Origin of the sequence: Actinomyces viscosus (assembly GCF_900637975.1) — a bacterium.
GTDB classification, from domain to species: domain Bacteria; phylum Actinomycetota; class Actinomycetes; order Actinomycetales; family Actinomycetaceae; genus Actinomyces; species Actinomyces viscosus.
The window spans coordinates 353,726-375,501 of record NZ_LR134477.1 but is presented as its reverse complement, the minus strand read 5'-3'; the positions used below and the strand labels follow the sequence as shown (position 1 = coordinate 375,501).

Sequence of the window (21,776 nt, the reverse complement as noted above, 5' to 3'; positions counted from 1 at the left end):
GTCTTAGTCTGCGGTCTGTAGCCCGCCTGTAGCCGATCTGCAGCAGGCCAGGGCGGCAGGTGGCGGCCAGACCCGCTCCTCACGACCTCTCGCGCAGGAAGTCACTGGCCAGCTCGATCGCGTTGAGCACGGCCTCGTACCGGACCTGCGAGCGGTGGCCGCTCAGGTGCAGCTCGCGATGAGCCTCGCCCCCCGGGCCGACGACGGCGATGTGGACCGTTCCCGCCGGGTGACCGTCGGCCGGTCCGGGACCGGCGACCCCGGTGGTGGCCAGCCCCAGATCGGCCCCGAGGAGCCGGCGCACGCCGTGCGCCATCTGGAGTGCGACGTCGCGGTCCACCGGCCCGGTCCGTGCCAGGTGAGCAGCATCCACACCGAGCACCTGCGCCTTGACCCGGACGGCATAGGCGACCACCGCACCGACAAGCACACGCGAGGCGCCAGGAACCTCGACCAGGCTCGAGGCCACCTGACCGCCTGTGAGCGACTCGGCGACCGCGAGTGTCACCCCTCGGTTCTCGGCGGCACGCAGAAGATCGCTCGCAGCACGGACGCGACGCTCCTCGGCACGCCTCTCCTCAGTCACCGGGACCTTGACCTCGGAGCGCTCAGCGACCATCGCGTCCGTTGTGACGGCTCAGCCGCACGGCCTGGCGCACGTAGTCCAGGCCGGTCACCACGGTGACGATCAGCGCCGCGGCCACGACGGCGTAGGCCGCCTTGACCAGGAACGCGGCCAAGCCGGCGGGGAGGAAGAGGGCGGACCACGGCGTGAGCAGCCCCACCAGCCCCACCATCTGGAGGGCCGTCTTGATCTTGCCGCCCCGCGACGCCGCCATGACAGCCCGACGCAGCATGAAGAAGCGCATGACCGTGATGCCGAGCTCTCGCACAACGATGAGGACCGTGACCCACCACCACAGTCTGCCGTTGACGCTCAGCAGGACGAAGGCGGACAGGGTCAGCGCCTTGTCCGCGATCGGGTCGACGATCTTGCCGAAGGAGGTCACCAGCCCCCGTGAGCGCGCCAGCTGACCGTCAAGACGGTCCGTGAAGGCCGCCACGACGAAGACCACGACGGCCGCGAGCCTGGCCCGGTCCCCCGGCAGCAGGGAGAGCCAGATGAAGACGGGAACGAGCAGCAGCCGCAGCACCGTCAGGGCATTGGCGATGTTGAGCAGCGGCGCCTGCTCTGGCTGCGCGGCGCCGTCCGGGGCGGTCGAGGCGTTCATTGGGACAAGCCTAGTAGTGCAGGCCCTCACACCGCCGGAGAAACCTCGATTCACCTCCCGATGACGCCCCGAGCGCATATCTCCCTCGCCCCAGGGACTCCACGGCGCTGACAGCACGCGACGCACCACAGGGGATCAATCCCCACTGGCTGTTTTCGGCAGCATCTCGGCGTTCCGACCCGGCACCTCTCGAGTGGGCACGAGGTGCACACACTCCATTAAGGTTCGGTTCTTACGTTCATAAATATGTTTTCCTCCATATTTTCCTCATCTTCTTCGGCGGACATCAACAACCTCCCGGGCAGCTCATCGACGAGCGGTCGACAGCGCGCCCGCTCCGCACGCATCATCCACCGGTCACGGGGCCCGGGCCTGATGACGGCCGCAGTCCTCGCCGCGGCCGTCGCAGTCTCCGGGTGCGGGGCGAGCAGCGGTCAGTCGTCGTCGAGCGAGTCCGGCTCCACCGAGTCGGGCAGCGCCCGCGAGCAGCAGGGCCAAGGCGGGCCGGACGCGGCCGCCTCCCGCGGGTCATCCTCTGCCGGGGCCGGTGGTGGCTCGCAGGACGTGAGCTTCACCGTGGGCTACGGCGGGGACGTCCTCATGCACTCGGCGGTCTTGAGCTCCACCCCGGACTCCTCGGGGGACATCACCGGCAACGTCGCCGCCGAGACCCCCTGGGTCGAGGGACTGGATCTGGCCCTGTGCGGGATGGAGGTGCCCGTGGCTCCGGACGGGGTCTACTCGGACTTCCCCACCTTCGGCGCTCCGACCGATGTCGTCGGGGCCTTGGCCAGGTCCGGCTGGGACGGCTGCGCGACCGCGTCCAACCACTCCGCCGACCAGGGCGAGGCCGGGGTCATCGCCACCCTGGACGCCTTGGACGCCCACGACCTGGGGCACGCCGGCACCTACCGGAGCCGCAAGGACGCCTCGGCGCCCTTCGCACTCTATGAGCTCGAGCGAGGGGGCCGCACGGTGACGGTCGCTCAGATCTCCACAACCATGGGGCTCAACGGCTTCAAGGACCCCACCGGCTACTCGGTGTCGACCAACGACGTCGGCGCCATCACGAAGGCGGCGAAGTCGGCTCGGGCGGCGGGCGCCGACCTTGTCGTCGTCCACTCCCAGATCGGGGAGGAGTACGAGACCACGCCCAATGATGAGCAGGTCTCCTACGCCCAGGCCCTCGCCGACAGCGGGGAGGTCGATATCTTCTTCGGCGCCCACCCCCACGTGCCCCAGCCCGCTGAGAAGCTCGACGGCGGAGTCAAGGGCAAGGGGATGTGGGCGTCCTACTCGGCCGGCAACTACATCTCCAGCCAGAACGAGTCCTACTGCGGCCCGCTGTCCGACGTCGGCCAGCTGGTCTGGGCCGACGTGACCTCCCACGCCGACGGCTCGGTGAGCGTGGACTCGCTGAACTGGCACCCCTTCACCGTGGACCAGGCCGGCGGCTACACGGTCAGGGACCTGGCGGCGCTCCACAACGGTGAGCGTCCTGCAGACCTGGGCCTGAGTGAGGAGGAGATCGAGCGACGCTGGAGCATGCTCACCTCGGACGTCAAGGACGCCTCAACCCTGTCCGCCACGCCACCCAAGCCCACTGGACCGGCCCCGACGATTCCCAGCCGGGAGGAGGTCCTCAAACGAGTGGGAGCGACCCCGGCCCCGTCGGAGACAACCCGTCGGACACGGAGTCCGCCGCATCCGCCTCGCCTTCGGCCCACCCCGGGTCCCGGTCCGACCGGGATCCGGAGCAGGCGTCTCCCACCCCGTCGGACCGACCCTCACGGTCGCCCCGTCCAACGCCGTCGGCATCGTCGGAAACAGCGGAACCGGGCCCTGACCCGGACGAGCCGCTGGAGGCCCCCGAGGGCGATGACGGCTAGCGAGAGGTCGAGGACCGGGTCACCACGATGAGCCACGGCCGGTGAGGGACCAGGCGTCCTCGGAGTCCTCCTCGGCGAAGGAGTCCTCCCAGGACTCCGACTCCGGCAGACTCGGGTCGGCCTCCAGCGGGTCGGTGCTGTACCGGTTCGACGGCAGGGCGACCGTGCGGGGCTCGCCCGCAGCAGGAGCCGGCGGGGTGTCGGAGGAGGGGGCCTCCTGAGTGTCCTCGGGGGCGGACGGGGTCTCAGCGCTTCCGGGAGCGCTCCCCTCCCCCTTGATCCAGGCCAGGGTCTCCTCGAGCTGCTCGGGCTGGACGAGGACGTCACGCGCCTTGGACCCCTCCGAGGGGCCGACGACCTCACGGGACTCGAGCAGGTCCATGAGGCGCCCGGCCTTGGCGAAGCCGACGCGCAGCTTGCGCTGGAGCATGGAGGTGGAGCCGAACTGGCTGGAGATGATGAGCTCGGCAGCCTGCAGGAGCAGGTCCATGTCGTCGCCGATCTCCTCGTCGATCTGCTTCTTGACCTCCGGGACGACGACGTCCTCGCGGTACTCGGGGGTCAGCTGGGCCTTGACGTGCTCGACGACGGAGCGAATCTCGGACTCGTTGACCCAGGAGCCCTGGATGCGCACCGGCGTTGAGGCTCCGGGCCCGAGGTAGAGGGCGTCTCCCTGACCGGTGAGGGTCTCGGCCCCGTTCTGATCGAGAATGACGCGGGAGTCCAGCTGGGAGGCGGTGGCGAAGGCCAGGCGTGAGGGGACGTTGGACTTGATGAGTCCGGTGACCACCTGGGCGACGGGTCTCTGGGTGGCCAGGACCAGGTGGATCCCGGCGGCGCGGGCGAGCTGGGTGATGCGCTGGATGGAGGCCTCGACGTCCTTGGGAGCCGTCATCATGAGGTCGGCGAGCTCGTCGACGACGACCAGGAGGTAGGGGTAGGGGCTCAGCTCGCGCTGGGAGCCGGGAAGGGGCTGAACCTCGCCGGCGCGCACCGCCTTGTTGAAGTCGTCGATGTGCTTGAAGCCGAAGGAGGCCAGGTCGTCGTATCGGGCGTCCATCTCTCGGACCACCCACTCCAGGGCCTCGGCCGCCTTCTTCGGGGAGGTGATGATCGGGGTGATGAGGTGGGGGATGCCCTCATAGATGGTCAGCTCGACCCGCTTGGGGTCGACCAGCACCATGCGCACCTCCTCCGGCGTGGCGCGCATCATGATCGAGGTGATCATGGAGTTGACGAAGGAGGACTTACCCGAGCCGGTCTGTCCGGCCACCAGCAGGTGCGGGGTCTTGGCCAGGTTGGTGACGACGTAGTCGCCCTCCACGTTCTTGCCCAGCCCGACGACCAGAGGATGGGCCTGCTTACGGGCGGCCTGAGAGCGCAGGACGTCGCCGAGCTTGACCATCTCGCGGTCGGTGTTGGGGATCTCGATACCGATGGCGCTCTTGCCGGGGATCGGGGTGAGCAGACGGATCTCGTCGGAGGCCACCGCGTAGGCGATGTTCTTCTCCAGCCCCGTGATGCGGGAGACGTTGACGCCCCGACCGCGGTGGACCTCGTAGCGGGTCACCTGGGGACCGCGCGTGTAGCCGGTGACGGTGGCGTCCACGTTGAACTCGGCGAAGACGTTCTGCAGCGCCTCAACGATGGCGTCGTTGGCGGGGGTGCGGGTGGCGTGCCCCGGTCCGGGCCCGAGCAGCGCGTCCTCGGGCAGGGTGTAGGTGGAGCCGTCGGGCAGGGCCATGTTGCTCATGTCGCTCATGGCGAGCTGGTCGGCGAGATCGGGCTCGTCGAGGGGGACCTCGGGCGTCTCCTCGGTGACGGCGTCGAACCCGGAGGACGTCGGCCGGGCCGGACGCTTCGCCGTGGAGGGCTTGCGCTGTGCGCCTGAGGACGGTCCCGCCGCTGCCGGGCCGCCAGCAGCCCGGCCCTTGGCGGGCGAGACGGCCGAGGGGGCCGACGAGGCAACGGCATCGGCCTCATCGCCCACCTCCGGGACGACGAAGGTGGAGCCGTCAGCGTGGTCACCAGGATCGCCGGCATGGTCACTGGCATGGTCACTGCCCGGCTCGAAGAGCTCGGTGATCGACGTCTGCTGAGCCTCCCGGTCGGCGGAGCGCTTGCGTCGGCCGCTGCCGCGCTTGCGCGGGGTCGACTCCTCCACCTCCAGCGCGGAGCGGAAGGGCTCGTCGCCGTCGTAGGAGTCCAGGAGCGCCGTCTGGTCAGGATCATTGCTCGCCACCCCGGCCGTTCCGAGGCCCCCGCGGACGCGCCCGAGCAGGCGCCGGGCCAGGGAGTCACCGGCGCCGTCGGCGTCGGAGGAGCCTCCGGTCCCCTCAGCGCCCGGGGAACGGCGCTGCGCCAGCAGGTCGCGGATCTCGGCGACGGTCTTGCCGGACAGGACCAGGGCGGAGAAGGACGCCAGGAGGATGAACAGGATGAAGGCCCCCACGGAGGAGAACAGGGCCGCCAGCGGATAGCCCACCAGCCACCCCAGCAGTCCGCCGGCGCTCTCCAGGCCACCGATATTGTCCCTGAGGACAGGGTTCCCGCTGCCGACCTGGATCATTCCGGTCAGAGCGGTCAGTAGGCCGAGGCAGCCCACGGAGACCCGGGCGTGAACCGCTCCCAGGCTGTGCGCCCGCAGCATGGCGATCCCCAGCGCCGCCAGGAGCAGGGGCACCAGCACCCCGAGAACGCCGACGGGGCCCGCGGCGATGTGGTGCAGGAGGTTGCCTGCGGCCCCGGAGACCCCGAACCACTCGCGCAGGGCCAGGACCGCCGCGAGGGCCAGGATGAGGAAGGCCCACCCGGTACGGCGGTAGCGCCCGCCGGAGGGCTGGGATCCGGGGGCGGCGAGGGGAGCGGATCCTTGAGCGGGTACCCCTCGGTTACGTCCTCTGCCGGTTCCGGAGGGAGGCGTAGCAGTTCTCGTGGTGCGACGATTGGCCATGATGTCTTAGAAACTATCGGATTCTCGGCCTCGGCGGCCCTGCCACGCCGCCTCGGACAGCCGGAGACACGTCACCTTCTCAGAAGGACCCCCGTCAGGGACGGGCGCCGCCCCGGTGCCGGGCCTCGTCGGGCGTCTGGGGCCGCTCAGGGCTCTCCTGGAGGAAGCCGTCGATCTCCTCGCGGCGCGGCGCCTGTGCCGGCCCGATACAGGCCACGGCGTGGGCAGCGGCCGCGTTGGCCCGCCTGGCCGCCTCAACGACGTCGAGTCCGTCGAGGAGCCCGGCGACCAGGACGCCGGTGTGGGTGTCCCCGGCTCCCGTCGTGTCCACGACGTCACGCACGAAACCGGGGACCTCGATCGGATCGCCGTCGACCGGGTGCAGAACGCAGCCGTGGGCCCCGGTACGTCGGACGATGAGCGCCCGGGGGCAGGCCTCACGGATGGCGCTCGGGCCTCCCAGCCGTTCCTCGAGACGGTTCATCTCCAGGTCGTTTCCGGTCAGCATCGTCGCCCGGGACAGTAGCGGCAGCAGCACCTGGTCGGGGATGTCGGGCTGGACCGGGCCCAGGTCGATGACCAGTCCGACGCCGTCGGGGATCGACAGGAGCCAGTCGGCCAGGATGCCCCGGCTCGTGTAGTGGGCCAGGTCGTAGCCGGTGGCGTAGACCCAGTCGCCCTCTCTCAGGTCGAGACTCTCGAGGTCCTCCCGCTGGGGCTCGCCCTCGACACCGGCGGTGGTGATGAAGGTTCGTCGCCCCGAGGGCTCGATGAGCGTGGTGCAGGTGCCGATGTCCCCGACGAGCTCCTCGACGAGCAGCTCGACCTGGTCCAGGCGCATCGACTCGCGTACCCGTGCGGAGTTGGGTCCGGTTCCCAGGGTGGCTGCCAGGGCGGCGGGGACGCCCTGGCGGGCGGCGGCCGAGACCACCGTGTACCCGCCGCCCACGACCGGGCCCGACGAGGCCCCGGTGATCGCCCCTCCCGGCGTCGGCACCCGGCTGACGTGAAGGGGGATGTCGATGAGGATGGATCCGGTGGATATGAAGCACGCGGGCCGGAACAGAGTCATGCAGTAAGCAGCCCCCTAGGCCTCTATGACGACCGGGACGATCATGGGACGGCGCTTGAGCCGGCGCCCGATCCATCGTCCCAGGGTGCGGCGCATGACCTGCTGGAGGGAGTAGGCGTCCGCCTTACCTGTTTTCAGCGCGGCGGACAGCGCCTCGGTGACGTCGGGGAGGATCTCCTCGAAGACCGAGTCGTCCTCGGCCATGCCCCGGGCCTGGATGTGCGGGCCGGCCAGGATGGTTCCGGTCGTGGTCTCCACCACGGCGTAGACGGAGACGAAGCCCTCCTCCGCCAGGATGCGGCGGTCCTTGAGCTCGGCCTCGTCGATCTCCCCCACGGAGGAGCCGTCGACATAGATGTAGCCGCAGGGAACCTGGCCGGCAATGCGGGCGACTCCCCCCTCCAGGTCGACCGCCACTCCGTCCTCGCACAGCATGACCTGCTCGGGGGCGACTCCCGTCTTGACGGCCAGTCCGCCGTTGGCCACCAGGTGACGGATCTCGCCGTGGATGGGCATGACGTTGCGGGGCTGGACGATGTTGTAGACGTGGAGCAGCTCCTCGGAGGAGGCGTGTCCGGAGACGTGGACCTTGGCGTTGCCCTGGTGGACCACGCGCGCCCCCAGCCGCATGAGCTGGTTGATGACCCGGAAGACGGAGTTCTCGTTGCCCGGGATCAGGGAGGAGGCGAAGATGACGGTGTCGCCGGGCTCGATGGTGACGCTGCGGTGCTCGGAGTGCGCCATCCGGGACAGGGCCGCCATCGGCTCGCCCTGGGAGCCGGTGACCATGAGGACCCTCTCGTGCGCAGGCAGCGAGGTGATGTCACGGGCGTCGATGAGGACGCCGTCGGGAACCTTGAGGTAACCGCGCTCAGCGGCGATCCCCATGTTGCGCACCATGGAGCGTCCTACGAGGGCGACTCGCCTGCCGTGCAGGGCGGCGGCGTCGAGGACCTGTTGGACGCGGTGGACGTGGCTGGCGAAGGAGGCCACGATGATCTGCCCGTCGGAGTCGGCGAAGATGTTGTCCAGGACCTGGCCGATCTCACCCTCGTGGCCGACCATGCCGGGAACCTCGGCGTTGGTGGAGTCCACGCAGAACAGGTCCACTCCCTCCTCACCGAAGCGCGCGAAGGAGCGCAGGTCCGTGATGCGCCCGTCGATGGGCAGGGAGTCCATCTTGAAGTCACCGGTGACGAGCACATTGCCGGCGTCGGTGCGGATCATGACCGCCATGGCGTCGGGAATGGAGTGGTTGACGGCCACGAACTCAAGGTCGAAGGGGCCGTAGGAGACCTCCTCGTGCTCGACGACCTGACGCAGGACCGGGTGGATGCGATGCTCCTTGAGCTTGGCCTCCACGAAGGCCAGGGTGAGCTCGCTGCCCACCAGGGGGATGTCCTCGCGCAGGCGCAGCAGGTAGGGCACGCCTCCGATGTGGTCCTCGTGCCCGTGAGTGAGCACCAGGGCCACGACGTCGTCGATGCGGTCCTCGATGGAGGAGAAGTCGGGGAGGATGAGGTCGACGCCGGGCTGGTCCTCCTCCGGGAAGAGCACGCCGCAGTCGACGATGAGCAGCTTGCCGTCGAGCTCGAAGACGGTCATGTTGCGGCCGACCTCACCCAGGCCTCCCAAGGGGGTGATGCGCATGGCGCCGTCGGTGAGGGGGCCGGGGGTCTTCAGCGCGGGAAAGTTCGTCACGCGGGCATCCTACCGAGGATCCCTCGGTTATCGATTGATCCGGCCTCATCCGGTCCAGATCCGTCTCAGTGTCGCAACACCTCACGAGGCACTCAGGGTTCTCTGAGATGCGTTCTACGATGTACCGGTGACGATCGAGAGCCGGAGCGCTGCGGGGGATACGGGAGATACGACCAAGGACGGCGCCCACTCCGCAGACGCCCCTCAGCCCTCACGCAGCGCTGCGAGCGACCGGATGAGAGGCCGACGGCGCCTCCTTGGGGTGACGGCGCTGGCGACGGCCACCGGTCTTCTGGGTGCGGGCACTGCGGCAGGAGTCTCCCGATGGCGGGAGACCCACCTGTCCCCCACCGCACGGACCGCTCCGCGCCCCTCGGCCCCCGGCCGGGCTCTTGGCGCACGGACGGTTTTCCAGACGGGCGGGGAGTCGGGAAAGCTGGCTCTGACCTTCGACGACGGACCAGACCCTCGCTGGACTCCGCTCGTGCTCGACATGCTGGCCAGGCTGCAGGCACGGGCCACCTTCTTCGTCCTGGGATCCGCAGCGCAGGCCCACCCCGAGCTGATTGCACGGGAGGTCGCTGAAGGGCATGAGGTGGCCGTCCACAACTGGGTGCACACGGACGTCTACGGCGTGGACTTTCCGGAGCTGACCCACTCAGTGCGCAGGACCTGCGAGGCGATCACGGCGGCAGGGGCCCCGTCTCCGCGTCTGTGGCGCCCTCCCTACGGCCGGGTTGACGCGCCGGCCATGATGGTGGCCTCCCAGCAAGGGCTGGACGTGCTGCTGTGGAGCGTTCACACTCCTTCCGCCTCAGCAGCTGCCGCCGTCAAGGACGTGGCCGGCGCCGGATCGGTGGTGCTGTGCCACGACGGCCGCACGCAGCCCTCCGAGGCCTTGTTCGCCGCGCTGGAGGGCGCCGTGCGCTCCTTACAGGGGCAAGGACTCACCATCACCACGGGCAGCGACCTGCTTTCCTCCGCCTCAGAGCATCAGAGCGAGCTGACATAGATCGTCGTCGCAGACATGACCATGAAGGTCCGCACCACCTGCAGGTGGTGCGGACCTTCATCTCCCGTACCCCCAGCCGGATTCGAACCGGCGCCGCCGCCGTGAGAGGGCGGTGTCCTAGGCCGCTAAACGATGGGGGCTGTGACAGTCCAGTCATCGAGAACGACAACCAGACCCTCGTACCCCCAGCCGGATTCGAACCGGCGCCGCCGCCGTGAGAGGGCGGTGTCCTAGGCCACTAAACGATGGGGGCTTAGATCAGAAGATCCGCTGGGGTACCAGGACTCGAACCTAGAATAACTGAACCAGAATCAGTCGTGTTGCCAATTACACCATACCCCAAAGGGCTTCACCTCGAACGACTTGCGGCCGAGGCAGCGGGCAGTAATCTACACGCCCTCCCCGGTACCGCCAAATCATCGCAAGGTGACTACAGACACACGACGGGCACGATGGGCTCCCCCGCCTGCATCACACCCTCGACTCAGGCCGTCGAACCGGCCCGGGCTCCCCATAGGCACCCCAGACACCCCGTAGCACGCGAGCCACCAGGTCCTTCTGCGCCCTTCTGCCGTCCCCGCGCTCCCGCCCACAACCGAGCGCGTCAGCGGAGACATCCCTTAGACTCGCACAAGTTCCTGCTCACCCCATGACCCTCTGGGAGGCCATATGCGCACCCGTCTACTGCACCGCAACCACACCGGTCGCGGCTCTCACACGACTCGCTGCCTTGCCCTCAGCCTGTGCCTGACCGCCGGTCTGGCGCTGAGCGCCTGCGGCCCCGCCCACAAGGGCCAGCTCACCGTCGAACCCGTCAGCGCCTCCGCAGGCAGCTCGCAGGACAGCTCGCAGACCCCCTCCGCCAAGCCCTCCCCCTCCAAGTCGGCCACACCATCGGCATCCGCCACCCCCTCCGCCTCAGCATGGACGATGCCAAGTGTCACGATCACCAACGAGAGAACCGATATCTGGCAGCAGGACGACAACCTCCTCAGTCTCCCGATGGAGACCTCTTTCCTCATCAGCCGGGGATACCTCTTCAACGACCACACCTGCCAGGGCGTTCTCCGATACCAGTCCTCCCAGGACACCTACAGAAACAGGAGTACGTCGAGGGACAACGCCGCCTCCTCGTCCAAGGTGCAGGAGCAGCCTGCAAACTACCCCGCCTACACGGTGACGTCGGGACCGACCGTCGTCGACGTCATGCCCGATGACAGTGGCACGCTCGCGGGTTACGAGGTCGCCTACACCGGCACAGTCAACTTCACTAACGCCGGCGACAGCGAAGTCTCCGGATACCGGTTCTTCAGACAGGTTGGAGATCAGGGAGCCACTCTCGAAATCATCCTGCAGTGCTCTCCGAGCAGCCTTCCCGACCTTCAGACGTGGCACGACATCCTGAGCGGAACGCGAGTCAGTGGTCTCGACGCCGGAGCCATGGGGTAACGGGGCAGGGGGTCGGCAAAGTTGGTGGGTGGGGGTGTCTGAGCCGTTTTGACGGGGGTGGTGTGTCGCTAGGACGGGGGGCGCGGGCCCCGCAGGGACGATGAGTGGTGTCTAGTCATCCCCTCGTCCTGGGAGCCCGCGCCGATGTCATCTTCCACCACGACCGCCTTGTCGCGCCGGCCCCTGGTCCAGGTTCTCAGGAACGTGGCTGATCCCAGGGACCGTCGGGGCGTGCGTCATAACCTGTCTACGGTCCTGTCCCTGGCCGTGACCGGGGTGCTGGCCGGCTGTCGCAGCCTGACGGCGATATGGGAGCGCACCACCGACCTGACCGGCGCCGACCTGGAGGCCCTGGGACTAGCGGCGGGCCAGGCCCTGCCCTCAGAGTCGACCATCCGCCGAGTCCTGCAGGACCTGGACCCCGCTGACGTTGACGCCCACCTGAGGTCATGGTTGTGCACGCGTACCGGCACCATCAACGGCCGCACAGTGATCGCCGTGGACGGCAAGACCATGCGCGGCGCCCGCACCAGCAAGGACCCAGCGCCGCACCTCCTGGCCGCCTTGGACCACGCCACCGGCGCCGTACCGACCCAGCAGCGGGTGGCAGGCAAGTCCAACGAGATCCCCGCGCTCAGGGAGCTTCTCGAACCCTTGGACCTGGAAGGGGTGGTGGTGAGCGCCGATGCGATGCACACCCAGACAGGCACAGCCCGGTGGATCACCCGGCGTGGTGGTCACTACGTGCTGACGGTCAAGGGCAACCAGAAGACCCTTCGCAGGACGCTCAAGGCGCTGCCCTGGAAGAGTGTCCCGTCCGTCTCAAGCGTCGATGCCGGTCACGGTCGGCGGGTGCGGCGCGCTGCCAAGGCGATTGAGGCTCCCGCCTGGGTGGACTTCCCCGGGGCTGCGCAGGTGGTCCAGCTCCGACGCACCAGGACCATCAAGAGCAGGAAGCATGTTGAGGTGGTCTACCTGATCTGCTCCCTCCCTATGACCGATGCCCAGCCCGAGGTCGTCGCGGCCTGGGTCCAAGGGCGCTGGGGAATCGAGAACCGACTTCACTGGGTCAGGGACGTGGTCTTCGATGAGGACCGCCACCAGCTGCGCATCGGCAACGGCCCACAGGTCATGGCCACCCTGCGTAACCTGGCCATCAGCCTCATCCGACTCTTCCACGGCACCGGCACCTCCATCGCCAGCACCACCAGATCCCTGTCACGACAACCCAAACGAGCCATCAGACTACTCACCCAAACCCCCACCTAAACCGACTTTGCCGACCCCCTGGGTAACGGGAAGGGCCAGCAGGAAGCCGGAAGCCGTCGAGCTCACTAGATCGGCGGCTCTCCTCTGCCCGTCTCCACTCCGCTCGACAGCCTCAGGGAAGCCTCATGCCGCTTTACTCACCCTCCCGCCACCACTCCGGTCGCAGCTCTCACACGACTCGCTGCCTTGCCCTCGGACTGTGCCTGACCGCCGGTCTGACGCTGAGCGCCTGCGGCCCCGCCCACAAGGGCCAGCTCACCGTCGAACCCGTCAGCGCCTCCGCAACCAGCTCGCAGGACAGCTCGCAGACCCCCTCCGCCAAGCCCTCCCCCTCCAAGTCGGCCACACCATCGGCATCCGCCACCCCCTCCGCCTCAGCGACGCCCTGGAGCGCCCCGAGTGTCACGATCACCAGTGAGGACACCTCGGTGTGGACGCATGACGATGAACGCATCAAGAAGGACTCGGCCGGCCCCAACGGAACCATCGACGGGTACACGGTCAACGCTAACTCAGCCTGCTTCGGCTTCATCTCCAGCGAGGCCGAGGAGAGGTACTACAGACTCAGAGGAGTCGGTGATGACATTCAGTCTCAATCAGCCCTGAAAAGTCAGCAGACAATCTTCTCCGGATACCAGACAACGCAGGGCCCCACCGTGATCGACGCCGTCCGCGACGACAACGGAACCTTCCCGGGATATGAGGAGACCTTCTCCGTGACCGCGAACTTCTCAGACGCCCCCAACACCCCCATGGACGGTTACCGTTTCGACCGGCGTGTGGGCGACGCCGGATTCGAGATGGAGGTCATGCTGCTGTGCCCGCAGGGCTCTCTCATCGGGGTGGATCAGTGGCACACGATCCTGTCAGGTATTCGACTTCAGGGAATCGACGCCGGCCCCATGTGATCGCCCTGTGAGCCGGCCGAGCACCCTGCTCGGGTGGCTCGCGAGAGTCTCCGCTCAGGAACCGGTGGGGTCGGGAACACGCTGTTCCCGACCCCACCAGCGCTTCAAGCGGCAGTAGTCACCCGAGCCGGGTTCTCAGGGAACGTAGCCTGGCGAGGGTCGAGTCGGCGCCCAGGATCTCCATGGACTCGAACAGGGGCGGGGAGACCTGTCGGCCGGTGACCGCGACGCGCAGCGGACCGTAGGCCAACCGCGGTTTGATGCCCTCGCCGTCGGGCATGCCCCGCCCCTCGACGATCGCTGCCTTGAGCGCCTGCTCCAGATGGTCCTTGTCCCACAGCTCGGTACCGAGGCCCTCCAGGGCACGGATGCCGGCGTCCAGCACATCGCCCGCCGAGGCCTTGAGCTTGGCCCGGGCCTTGTCGTCGATGACGAGGTCGTCATCGGGCACGAAGAGGAATCCGAGCATGTCGCGGCACTCGCGCAGCAGCTGGATCCGGGTCTGGATCAGAGGCGCCGCGGCGTTCAGGATCTCCTGCTCGCGCGCGGAGAGCTCGTCGAATGAGGCCGCCGAGACCAGTGGCACCTGTGCGACCTCACCGGTCGGGTCGGGGTAGGCGTCGGCGAGGTAGGGCACCAACCGGTCGCGGAAGTCCTCCGCCTCCAGCGCCCGCACCTGCTCGGCATTGATGGCCTCGCACTTCTTGGGGTCGAAGCGGGCCGGGTTGGGGTTGACGTCATGGATGTCGAAGGCCTCGATCATCTCCACGGCGGAGAAGACGTCGCGGTCGGCGCTCAGCGACCAGCCCAGCAGGGCCAGGTAGTTGAGGAGACCTTCGGGGATCATGCCGCGATACCGGTGGATGAGGAGGTTGGACTGAGGGTCGCGCTTGGACAGCTTCCGGTTCCCCTCCCCCATGACGTAGGGCAGGTGCCCGAACTCGGGCACCACCTGGGCCCGGCCGATGTCCATGAGAGCCCGGTAGAGCACCACCTGCCGGGGCGTGGAGGACAGCAGGTCCTCGCCGCGCAGGACATGGGTGATCCCCATGGCGGCATCATCAACCGGATTCACCAGCGTGTAGAGGGGCTCCCCTCCTGCGCGTACGACGACGTAGTCCGGCACGCTGCCCGCCTTGAAGGTGATGGGGCCACGGACCAGGTCGGTGAAGGTGATGTCCTCGTCCGGCATCCGCATCCGCAGGACGGGCCGGCGTCCTTCCGCGCGGAAGGCCTCCTTCTGCTCCTGGGTCAGATTGCGGTCGAAGCCGTCGTAGCCGAGCTTGGGGTCCTCGCCGCGCTCGCGGTGGCGGGCCTCGATCTCCTCGGGGGTGGAGAAGGACTCGTACAGGTAGCCCGCCTCCAGCAGCTCGGTAGCCACCTGCTTGTACAGGTCCATGCGCTGAGACTGACGGTAGGGCTCGTGAGGTCCGCCCCTGCCCACGCCCTCGTCCCAGTCCAGGCCCAGCCAGGTCAGGGAGTCCAGGATGGCCTCAAAGGACTCCTCGGAGTCGCGGGCGGCGTCGGTGTCCTCGATCCGAAAGACGAAGGTGCCCCCGGTGTGGCGGGCATAGGCCCAGTTGAACAGGTAGGTGCGCACCATGCCCACATGAGGGGTTCCCGTGGGAGAGGGACAGAAGCGCACGCGCACGGACGATGAGCCCTGCGCCGGAACGTCAGCCGCAGCGGCGGTCGCGGAGTGGAGGGGGGATGAGTGGTCACTGAGTTCAGCCATGATGGGGACAAGCGTATCCCGACGGGACATTCTCCCCATGGCCGCACGACGTGGTGGCGATTACCGTCATCTCTGTGAGACCGTCGGCTCTGAGACCATCAGCTCACCGTGACGGCCTGTGTTCAGTAAACATAACGACGGTTCCCGATCTCGACCGGACCGACCGGCTCCCCACCCACTCTCTGGAGGATCATTGATGTCCCTGCCCCGACGTTCCCCGTCACACCCTGGTCGTCACCGTCACTCGGCGCTCAGGCTCCCCCTCATGGTGGGACTCAGCCTCGCCCTGGCCGTCCCGGCGCTCGCCGCGTGCCAGGACGAATCCGACTCATCTCCCTCCTCCCGCCCCAGCACCTCGGCGTCCGGCTCTTCGTCCGCCAAGAGCTCGCAGCCATCGGACAAGGCCTCCGACGCCGGTGGGAGCAGCAACGTCGGCTGGGCCCCCTCATGGGAGTTCCCGCAGTCCCAGCAGGGCTGGGAGGTGACGATCTACGACACCGACGGCAAGAACAAGATGGATAAGCAGAACGGTTGCGTGTTCACCGCGACGCAGAACCTCTACGACCAGAGCTCGAAGAGCGATCGCGCCGAGTCGGACTACCAGTCCGAGGTGGTGGTTGACGCTTACCAGAAGTCCTCGGACTTCACCAACGTCTCCTTCGAGCCCACCCAGGACGACTTCACCCTCGTCAAGGACACTGACGGCAACGCCATCGAGACCAGACGACTGGACTTCACCTACACCGGTGCCGACCACAAGGACTACAAACTCACCCGGTTCGTGCGGGTCTTCGCTACGACAAGTACACCGGTCATGCTCCAGGCCATGTACGCCTGCCCCGTCGACGCCTACTCGTCAAGCGAGATGGAGACGCTGCTGAAAGCCACCCCGATCAGTCATCCCGGTCCGGCCGACATGGATGAGGGCGAGTCCGACGGCGGTTCCGGCAAGGGAGGAAAGAGCGACGACAAGAGGAGCGGGTCCGACGACGGCAAGTCCACCGCCCCCAGCGACAAGAACGACAATAAGGACTCGGGCAGGTCGCCCAAGGACACCTGATGAGCCCCATCGGTTCTCGGTGAGTCGATGAGTGCCCGTGCCTCTCTCACGGGCGGAGCCCATGGATGGGATTCTCGGGCGGTGCCCCTAGAATCCCATCCATGGTTGTCTCCGATGCCAACGGCTCCGGCTCCCTGGCCCAGGTCTTCGACTCCCTGACCCCGCAGCAGATGCGTGAACGCGGGTCACTGAAGTGGACCCAGTACCCTGGCGACGTCATCGGGGCCTGGGTCGCGGAGATGGACCTGGGGACCGCCCCCGCGGTGGAGGCGGCGATTCGCCGGGCGATGCACGACGGTCTCCTGGGCTACATGCCCCCCTCGGTCAGTGAGGCGGCACGCGAGGAGACGGCCCGTTACCAGCGCGAGGCCTTCGCCTGGCAGGTGGGGACCGAGCAGGTGAGTCTGCTCCCCGACGTGCTCTCGTCACTGAGCACGGTCATCGCCTCTCACACCCGTGAGGGCTCACCGGTTATCGTTCCCACCCCGGCCTACATGCCCTTCCTTGAGATTCCCGCCCGCAACGGTCGCGAGTGCATCGAGGTCCCTTCGCTGACGCACACGGCGCAGAAGGGGGCGCGACACTGGGTGCTGGATCTCGACGGCATCGAATCGGCCATGGCCGCGGGGGCCGGGCTGCTCGTCCTGTGCAACCCGTGGAATCCGGTGGGACGGGTCCTCTCAGCCGCCGAGCTCGACACCGTCGCAACGCTGTCCTCGACGTACGGGGTACCAGTCTTCGCCGACGAGATCCACGCTCCACTGGTACTCGACGAAGGGCTGGCTCACATCCCTTACGCCTCCCGTCCGGACTCGGACCCGGACCTGACGTTCACGGCGACGGCCGCGTCCAAGGGCTGGAACATCCCGGGTCTGAAGTGCGCCCAGCTCATCGCCTCGGGCCGAGCCCGCACGCAGTGGGACGCCGACGCCGGCAGCTCTCATCTCAAGGCCGAGGCCTCCGTCGTCGGGGCGCTGGCCACGATCGCCGCGCTGCGCAACGGCCAGGGCTGGCTGAGTGAGGTCCGTGCCTACATCCGTGCCAACCGGGACATGGTGAGCGATGCCCTGAACGGTATTGAGGGAGTAGAGCCGACCCTCCCGGAGGCGACGTACCTGGCCTGGCTGGACTGTCGAGACCTGGGTCTGGAGCAGCCGGCGCGTTTCTTCCGCAAGGAGGCCGGCGTCGCAATGAACGAGGGCGTGACCTTCGGGGCCGCCTGGTCGGGTTTCTGCCGTCTCAACCTGGCCACGGGCCGCCGGATCGAGGAGGAGACGGTGCGCCGCATCAGTGACGCGGTTCGTCGCCTTCGTCCGGGAGCGTCCTGACCTCGATAGCCCCTCGGGGCCGAGGTCATCGGCTCAGCGGCGTACCACCGGGTTGGAGAAGGCGCCGATTCCCTCGACCTCGACCTCAACGCGCTGACCGGCCCTGATCTCTCCGACCCCCGCCGGGGTGCCGGTGAGGATGACGTCGCCGGGAAGGAGGGTGAAAATCGTTGAGACGTAGGAGACCAGCTCGGGGACCGTACGGATCATGTCCGCAGTACAGCCCTCCTGGACGAGGCGACCGTCGACCCGGGTTCGCACCACGGCGTCGCCGGACGTGAAGACGGGCGCACGGCCGGGCTCGGGAACGTCGATCCACGGGCCCAGGGGGCAGGAGGTGTCGAAGGCCTTGGCTCGGACCCACTGCGGTTCGGCCCGCTGGCGATCACGGGCCGAGACGTCGTTGGCGACCGTGTAGCCCAGGATGACGTCGTCGGCGTGGTCGACGGGAACGTCCTTGGCCAGGGTCTTGATGACGACGGCGAGCTCGGCCTCGTAGTGGACCTCGTCGCTCCAGGGGGGAAGGACGATCGGTGCGTCCGGGCCGATGACGGAGGTGTTGGGCTTGAGAAAGACGACTGGGTCCTGTGCGGGCTCCTTCTCCCCCATCTCGGCGATGTGGTCCGCGTAGTTCTTCCCGATGCCCACCACCTTGGAGCGCGGGATGACCGGCGACAGCAACCGGGCCTCGCTCAGCTCGACGACCTCCCCGGTGGCCTCGGGCAGGGAGTAGAGAGGGTCTCCTCTGAGGACCAGGAGGTGCCCCTCGGACTCGCCCGAGGCGACCTCACCGTCGGGCAGCCCCTGGACGATGCCGTAGCGGGGGTCGTCGCCGGTGGAGAATCGTGCGATCTTCATAGGTGCCAGCCTAGCCCCCGAGGTCAGCTGCCCGAAGCCTCTTCCAGTGCGGCGCGACGCTCCATGATGGAGGCGTGGGCGGGTCCGTCGGCGGCCCAGATCTCTCCGGGGAGCTTGCCGGGCAGGTAGGGGTTGTCGGTGGCGATGAAGCGGATCTCCTCCTTCTCCCCGGCCTCGACGGCTCGACGCTGGGCCTCCCAGTCGCGCAGGGCACCGAAGGCCCACCCTCCCAGCAGGAGGATGGAGACCATGTTGATGACGGTCATCGCGCCCATGACCAGGTCGGAGAGGTTCCACACGAAGGTGAGGGTGGACAGGGATCCGACGGCGGTGGCCACGATGATCATGCCCCGCAGGGCGTAGTGCTTGTGCTGCTTGCCCTGAAGGTAGTCCATGTTGACCTGGGCGTAGGTGTAGTTGCCCAGGAGGGAGGAGTAGGCGAAGACGAAGATGATGATCGCCATGAGGTACTGCGCCCAGCCACCGAGCACGTGGGTGACGGAGGCGGACGTCAGGGTGTTGGCAGCAGCATTCGCCGTATCCGGGTCAGCCTGGGCGGCCTGCGGATCGTAGACCCCGGAGAGCAGGACGATGAGGGCGGTGACGGTGCACACCACGATCGTGTCGACGAACACGCCCAGGGACTGCACGAAGCCCTGCTGCACGGGGTGGGAGACGGTGGCCGTGGCGGCGATGTTGGGAACCGACCCCTCACCGGCCTCGTTGGAGAACAGTCCACGCTTGACGCCGTTGAGGGCGGCGGCGAAGAGTCCGCCGGCGGTCCCGGCGAACGCCTGGTCGAGTCCGAAGGCCCCCTCGAAGATGGAGACGAAGGCACCCGGGATCGCGCTGGCGTGCAGCACCAGGATGATCAGGGCGATCAGGGCGTAGACCACCGTCATGATCGGAACGAGCCACTCCGAGACGACGGCGACCGACTTGATTCCCTTGAAGATGATCGGCGTGGTGATGACCACCAGAGCGACGGCGGTCATCCACGGCTCAATGTGGAAGGTGCTCTTCATGGTCGCCGCGATGGTGTTGGCCTGGGTGGCCTCGTAGGCGAAGCCGAAGACGAAGGTGATGACAACGGCGAAGACCCGGGCAGCGGGCTTGGATCCCAGACCGCGCTGAATGTAGTAGGCCGGGCCACCGCGGAAGGAGCCGTCGGGGTGGGTGACCTTGTACAGCTGTGCGAGGGTGGCCTCGATGAAACCGGTGGCCATCCCCACCAGGGCCACGATCCACATCCAGAACACGGCGCCGGGACCGCCCATGGTGATAGCGATGGCCACGCCCACGATGTTTCCGGTGCCGACCCGGGAGGCCAGGCCGACGGCGAAGGCCTGGAAGGAGGAGATCCCGCCCTCGTTGCCACCACGGGAGGAGGTGATCGCCCTCACCATGTAGGGGAAGAGGCGCAGCTGGACGAAACCGGTCCGCACGGTGAAGTAGAGACCGCCGATAATGAGCAGCCAGGCGAGCAGATAGAGGAACAGGTGTCCGGAGGCCTTGTCCAGGATGTCCGCGCCTTCGCTGAAGAACGACTCCAAGGAGTCGGTCCAGCTGTTGCCGGATGCGGCGCTGTTCAGGGAAGCCAGAACCGGTTGCACGTGAGAACCTCCATAGGGGTGGGATGACGACGCTGGCGAGGAGACGGTGCGAGGGCCGGCACGAGGGACAGGGTTTCCCTCTCTCGCCCCGTCAGAGGACGGGGAGGCGCCGTCGTACTTCCGAAGGCTACGGATGCAGTGTTTCGATTCGGTGACAGCCCCGTACCGACGTTGCCGGGAGCACACAGGACACCGTCACCCACCGCGATGCAGCCGATCTACTGGGCTATCGGTGTCTCCCAGGCACCTGCGGGCAGAGCGGACGGCAGATACTCGGAGTTCCCGCGGAAGACCGGGCGGCTCCCGTCCGCCGAGGGGGAGCCTCGCAGCGCCTCCCAGTCCCTCAGTGCGCCGACGACCCACCGGCTCAGCAGCACGAGCGCAACGAGGTTGATGATGGCGCCGGCACCGAGGAGCACATCCGCCAGGGTCCACACGGTGGTCAGCTGCTGCACGCTTCCGACGCCGGCGCAGATGACAGCACCGATCTGGAGCGCGCGGGAGACCCAGGGGCGGTCGGTGAGGTAGTCCAGGCAGACCTGGGCGTAGGAGAAGGCCCCGATGATGGTGGTGTAGGCCAGGACAACGACGAGCAGCGCCATCGGCCAGCGGCTCCACTCCCCTACGAGGTGGGCGATGGCGTCCTGAGTCAGAGTTCCTGCACTGTCCTTGCCGGTTGTCCCCGGCTGGAAGACGTCGGCTCCGGCGACCAGGATCGCGAGCGCCGTCGCGGTGCACACGAACAGGGTGTCCACCACGACTCCGAAGGCCTGGATGAATCCCTGCTGAACCGGGTGCTCGACGGTGGCTGAGCCCGCGGCGCATGCGGCTCCTCCCAGTCCTGCCTCGTTGGAGAACAGGCCGCGGCGCACACCGTTGAGCAGTGCGGCGGTCACTCCCCCGGCCAGGCCTCCCAGTCCCTGGCGCAGGCCGAAGGCGCCTTCGACGATGGAGCGCAGCGCCTCCCAGGCCTGGACCGGGTGGGTGACGAGGATGGCCAGGACCAGAGCCAGGTAGGCCAGCGCCATGAGCGGGGCCAGGTACTCGGCCACCCGGGCCATGGCGCGCAGGCCTCCCAGGAGAACCGGGGCGGTCAGCGCCACGACGAGGACGGCCCCCAGGCTCGGTGACAGGCCGCCGGCGCCTGCGAGGGAGGCGGTAATGGCGTTGGCCTGCACCATGGGCATGACCAGGCCGTTGGCGATGAGGAAGACGACGGCGAACACCCCGCCCAGGATCGGCAGCCGCAGCCCGCGGGAGATGTAGTAGGCGGGGCCGCCGCGGAAGGTGCCGTCGGCACGGCGCACCTTGAACAGCTGGGCGAGGGTGGCCTCGCTGAAGGCGGTGGCGGTTCCCAGGATCGCGACGAGCCACATCCACAGGACCGCGCCGGGCCCGCCCATGATGAGCGCCAGCGCCACCCCGACGATGTTGCCGGTTCCCACCCGGCAGGCCAGTCCGACGGCGAAGGCCTGGAAGGAGGTGATCCCGCCGTGGCGCCCGTCGCGGGAGCCCGACACCGAGGCGGCGATCGCGCCGGTGTGCCGCAGCTGGACGCCCCTGGTCCTGACGGTGAAGAAGATGCCGGCCCCCACCAGCAGCCACATGAGGACCCAGGAGTAGAGCAGATCCGAGGTTGAGGACAGAGCGGTATCGATCTGGTCCGCCCATGAGGTCTGCGCCATCGATGCCATCGC

Annotated in this window: 16 protein-coding genes and 3 tRNA genes; 7 read left to right on the top strand and 12 right to left on the bottom strand. The window is 68.0% G+C overall.

The window, feature by feature from the left end:
* Positions 1-79: 79 nt before the first annotated feature.
* Positions 80-619: a CinA family protein gene (locus tag EL340_RS01705; RefSeq protein WP_126413147.1), complete on the bottom strand. Its 540-nt coding sequence runs from the start codon at positions 617-619 to the stop codon at positions 80-82.
* The gene (gene pgsA, locus EL340_RS01700; RefSeq protein ID WP_126413146.1) at positions 609-1,232 is read right to left on the bottom strand and encodes a CDP-diacylglycerol--glycerol-3-phosphate 3-phosphatidyltransferase; all 624 of its coding nucleotides are present in this window, start codon (positions 1,230-1,232) and stop codon (positions 609-611) included. Before pgsA ends, EL340_RS01705 begins: the two co-directional genes overlap by 11 nt.
* 375 nt (positions 1,233-1,607) lie before the next feature.
* On the opposite strand from pgsA, the gene EL340_RS01695 reads away from it, so the two are divergent.
* Positions 1,608-3,152 carry a CapA family protein gene (locus EL340_RS01695; protein ID WP_232023174.1) on the top strand — a complete coding sequence of 515 codons (1,545 nt, stop codon included), beginning with the start codon at positions 1,608-1,610 and terminating at the stop codon, positions 3,150-3,152.
* Here EL340_RS01695 and EL340_RS01690 read toward each other — a convergent pair.
* From EL340_RS01690 to EL340_RS01680, 3 genes are all read right to left on the bottom strand, one after another.
* Entirely contained in the window at positions 3,141-6,074 is a 2,934-nt protein-coding gene (locus EL340_RS01690; RefSeq protein ID WP_126413145.1) for a DNA translocase FtsK, read from the bottom strand. The genes EL340_RS01695 and EL340_RS01690 overlap by 12 nt on opposite strands.
* A gap of 94 nt (positions 6,075-6,168) precedes the next feature.
* Positions 6,169-7,146 (bottom strand): PfkB family carbohydrate kinase, encoded by a 978-nt coding sequence (locus tag EL340_RS01685; protein WP_126413144.1) that lies wholly within the window; start codon positions 7,144-7,146, stop codon positions 6,169-6,171.
* Positions 7,147-7,161: 15 nt separating this feature from the next.
* Entirely contained in the window at positions 7,162-8,796 is a 1,635-nt protein-coding gene (locus tag EL340_RS01680) for a ribonuclease J (protein WP_126415258.1), read from the bottom strand.
* Between the two features lie 178 nt (positions 8,797-8,974).
* On the opposite strand from EL340_RS01680, the gene EL340_RS01675 reads away from it, so the two are divergent.
* Complete coding sequence (locus EL340_RS01675; RefSeq protein ID WP_232023173.1) at positions 8,975-9,859, top strand: polysaccharide deacetylase family protein; 885 nt, start codon at positions 8,975-8,977, stop codon at positions 9,857-9,859.
* Positions 9,860-9,926: 67 nt separating this feature from the next.
* Here the strand turns inward: EL340_RS01675 and EL340_RS01670 are convergent.
* The 3 genes from EL340_RS01670 to EL340_RS01660 all read right to left on the bottom strand — a co-directional run bounded on the left by EL340_RS01670 (position 9,927) and on the right by EL340_RS01660 (position 10,201).
* Positions 9,927-9,999: transfer RNA gene (locus EL340_RS01670), tRNA-Glu, on the bottom strand.
* Positions 10,000-10,039: 40 nt separating this feature from the next.
* Positions 10,040-10,112, bottom strand: a tRNA-Glu gene (locus EL340_RS01665).
* A gap of 17 nt (positions 10,113-10,129) precedes the next feature.
* Positions 10,130-10,201, bottom strand: a tRNA-Gln gene (locus tag EL340_RS01660).
* A gap of 327 nt (positions 10,202-10,528) precedes the next feature.
* On the opposite strand from EL340_RS01660, the gene EL340_RS01655 reads away from it, so the two are divergent.
* The 3 genes from EL340_RS01655 (at position 10,529) to EL340_RS01645 (ending at position 13,485) form a co-directional block, all read left to right on the top strand.
* Positions 10,529-11,308, top strand: a complete 780-nt coding sequence (locus tag EL340_RS01655) for a hypothetical protein (protein ID WP_126413143.1) — start codon at positions 10,529-10,531, stop codon at positions 11,306-11,308.
* 144 nt (positions 11,309-11,452) lie between these two features.
* Entirely contained in the window at positions 11,453-12,577 is a 1,125-nt protein-coding gene (locus tag EL340_RS01650; protein ID WP_126413142.1) for an ISAs1 family transposase, read from the top strand.
* A gap of 125 nt (positions 12,578-12,702) precedes the next feature.
* Complete coding sequence (locus tag EL340_RS01645; protein ID WP_126413141.1) at positions 12,703-13,485, top strand: serine/arginine repetitive matrix protein 1; 783 nt, start codon at positions 12,703-12,705, stop codon at positions 13,483-13,485.
* Positions 13,486-13,603: 118 nt separating this feature from the next.
* On the opposite strand, the gene gltX is transcribed toward EL340_RS01645, so the two are convergent.
* Positions 13,604-15,220: a glutamate--tRNA ligase gene (gene gltX, locus EL340_RS01640; RefSeq protein WP_126413140.1), complete on the bottom strand. Its 1,617-nt coding sequence runs from the start codon at positions 15,218-15,220 to the stop codon at positions 13,604-13,606.
* Positions 15,221-15,485: 265 nt separating this feature from the next.
* On the opposite strand from gltX, the gene EL340_RS01635 reads away from it, so the two are divergent.
* Both EL340_RS01635 and EL340_RS01630 read left to right on the top strand, forming a co-directional pair.
* Complete coding sequence (locus EL340_RS01635) at positions 15,486-16,280, top strand: hypothetical protein (protein ID WP_232023172.1); 795 nt, start codon at positions 15,486-15,488, stop codon at positions 16,278-16,280.
* 101 nt (positions 16,281-16,381) lie between these two features.
* A complete protein-coding gene (locus EL340_RS01630) occupies positions 16,382-17,608 on the top strand; it encodes a MalY/PatB family protein (protein WP_126413139.1) in 1,227 nt (408 codons plus the stop codon).
* A 33-nt stretch (positions 17,609-17,641) separates the two neighbouring features.
* Here the strand turns inward: EL340_RS01630 and EL340_RS01625 are convergent, their stop codons facing one another.
* From EL340_RS01625 to EL340_RS01615, 3 genes are all read right to left on the bottom strand, one after another.
* A complete protein-coding gene (locus EL340_RS01625; RefSeq protein ID WP_126413138.1) occupies positions 17,642-18,466 on the bottom strand; it encodes a fumarylacetoacetate hydrolase family protein in 825 nt (274 codons plus the stop codon).
* A 23-nt stretch (positions 18,467-18,489) separates the two neighbouring features.
* Positions 18,490-20,079: an alanine/glycine:cation symporter family protein gene (locus EL340_RS01620; RefSeq protein WP_126413137.1), complete on the bottom strand. Its 1,590-nt coding sequence runs from the start codon at positions 20,077-20,079 to the stop codon at positions 18,490-18,492.
* A 218-nt stretch (positions 20,080-20,297) separates the two neighbouring features.
* Positions 20,298-21,764: an alanine/glycine:cation symporter family protein gene (locus tag EL340_RS01615; RefSeq protein WP_408608556.1), complete on the bottom strand. Its 1,467-nt coding sequence runs from the start codon at positions 21,762-21,764 to the stop codon at positions 20,298-20,300.
* Positions 21,765-21,776: the final 12 nt, after the last annotated feature.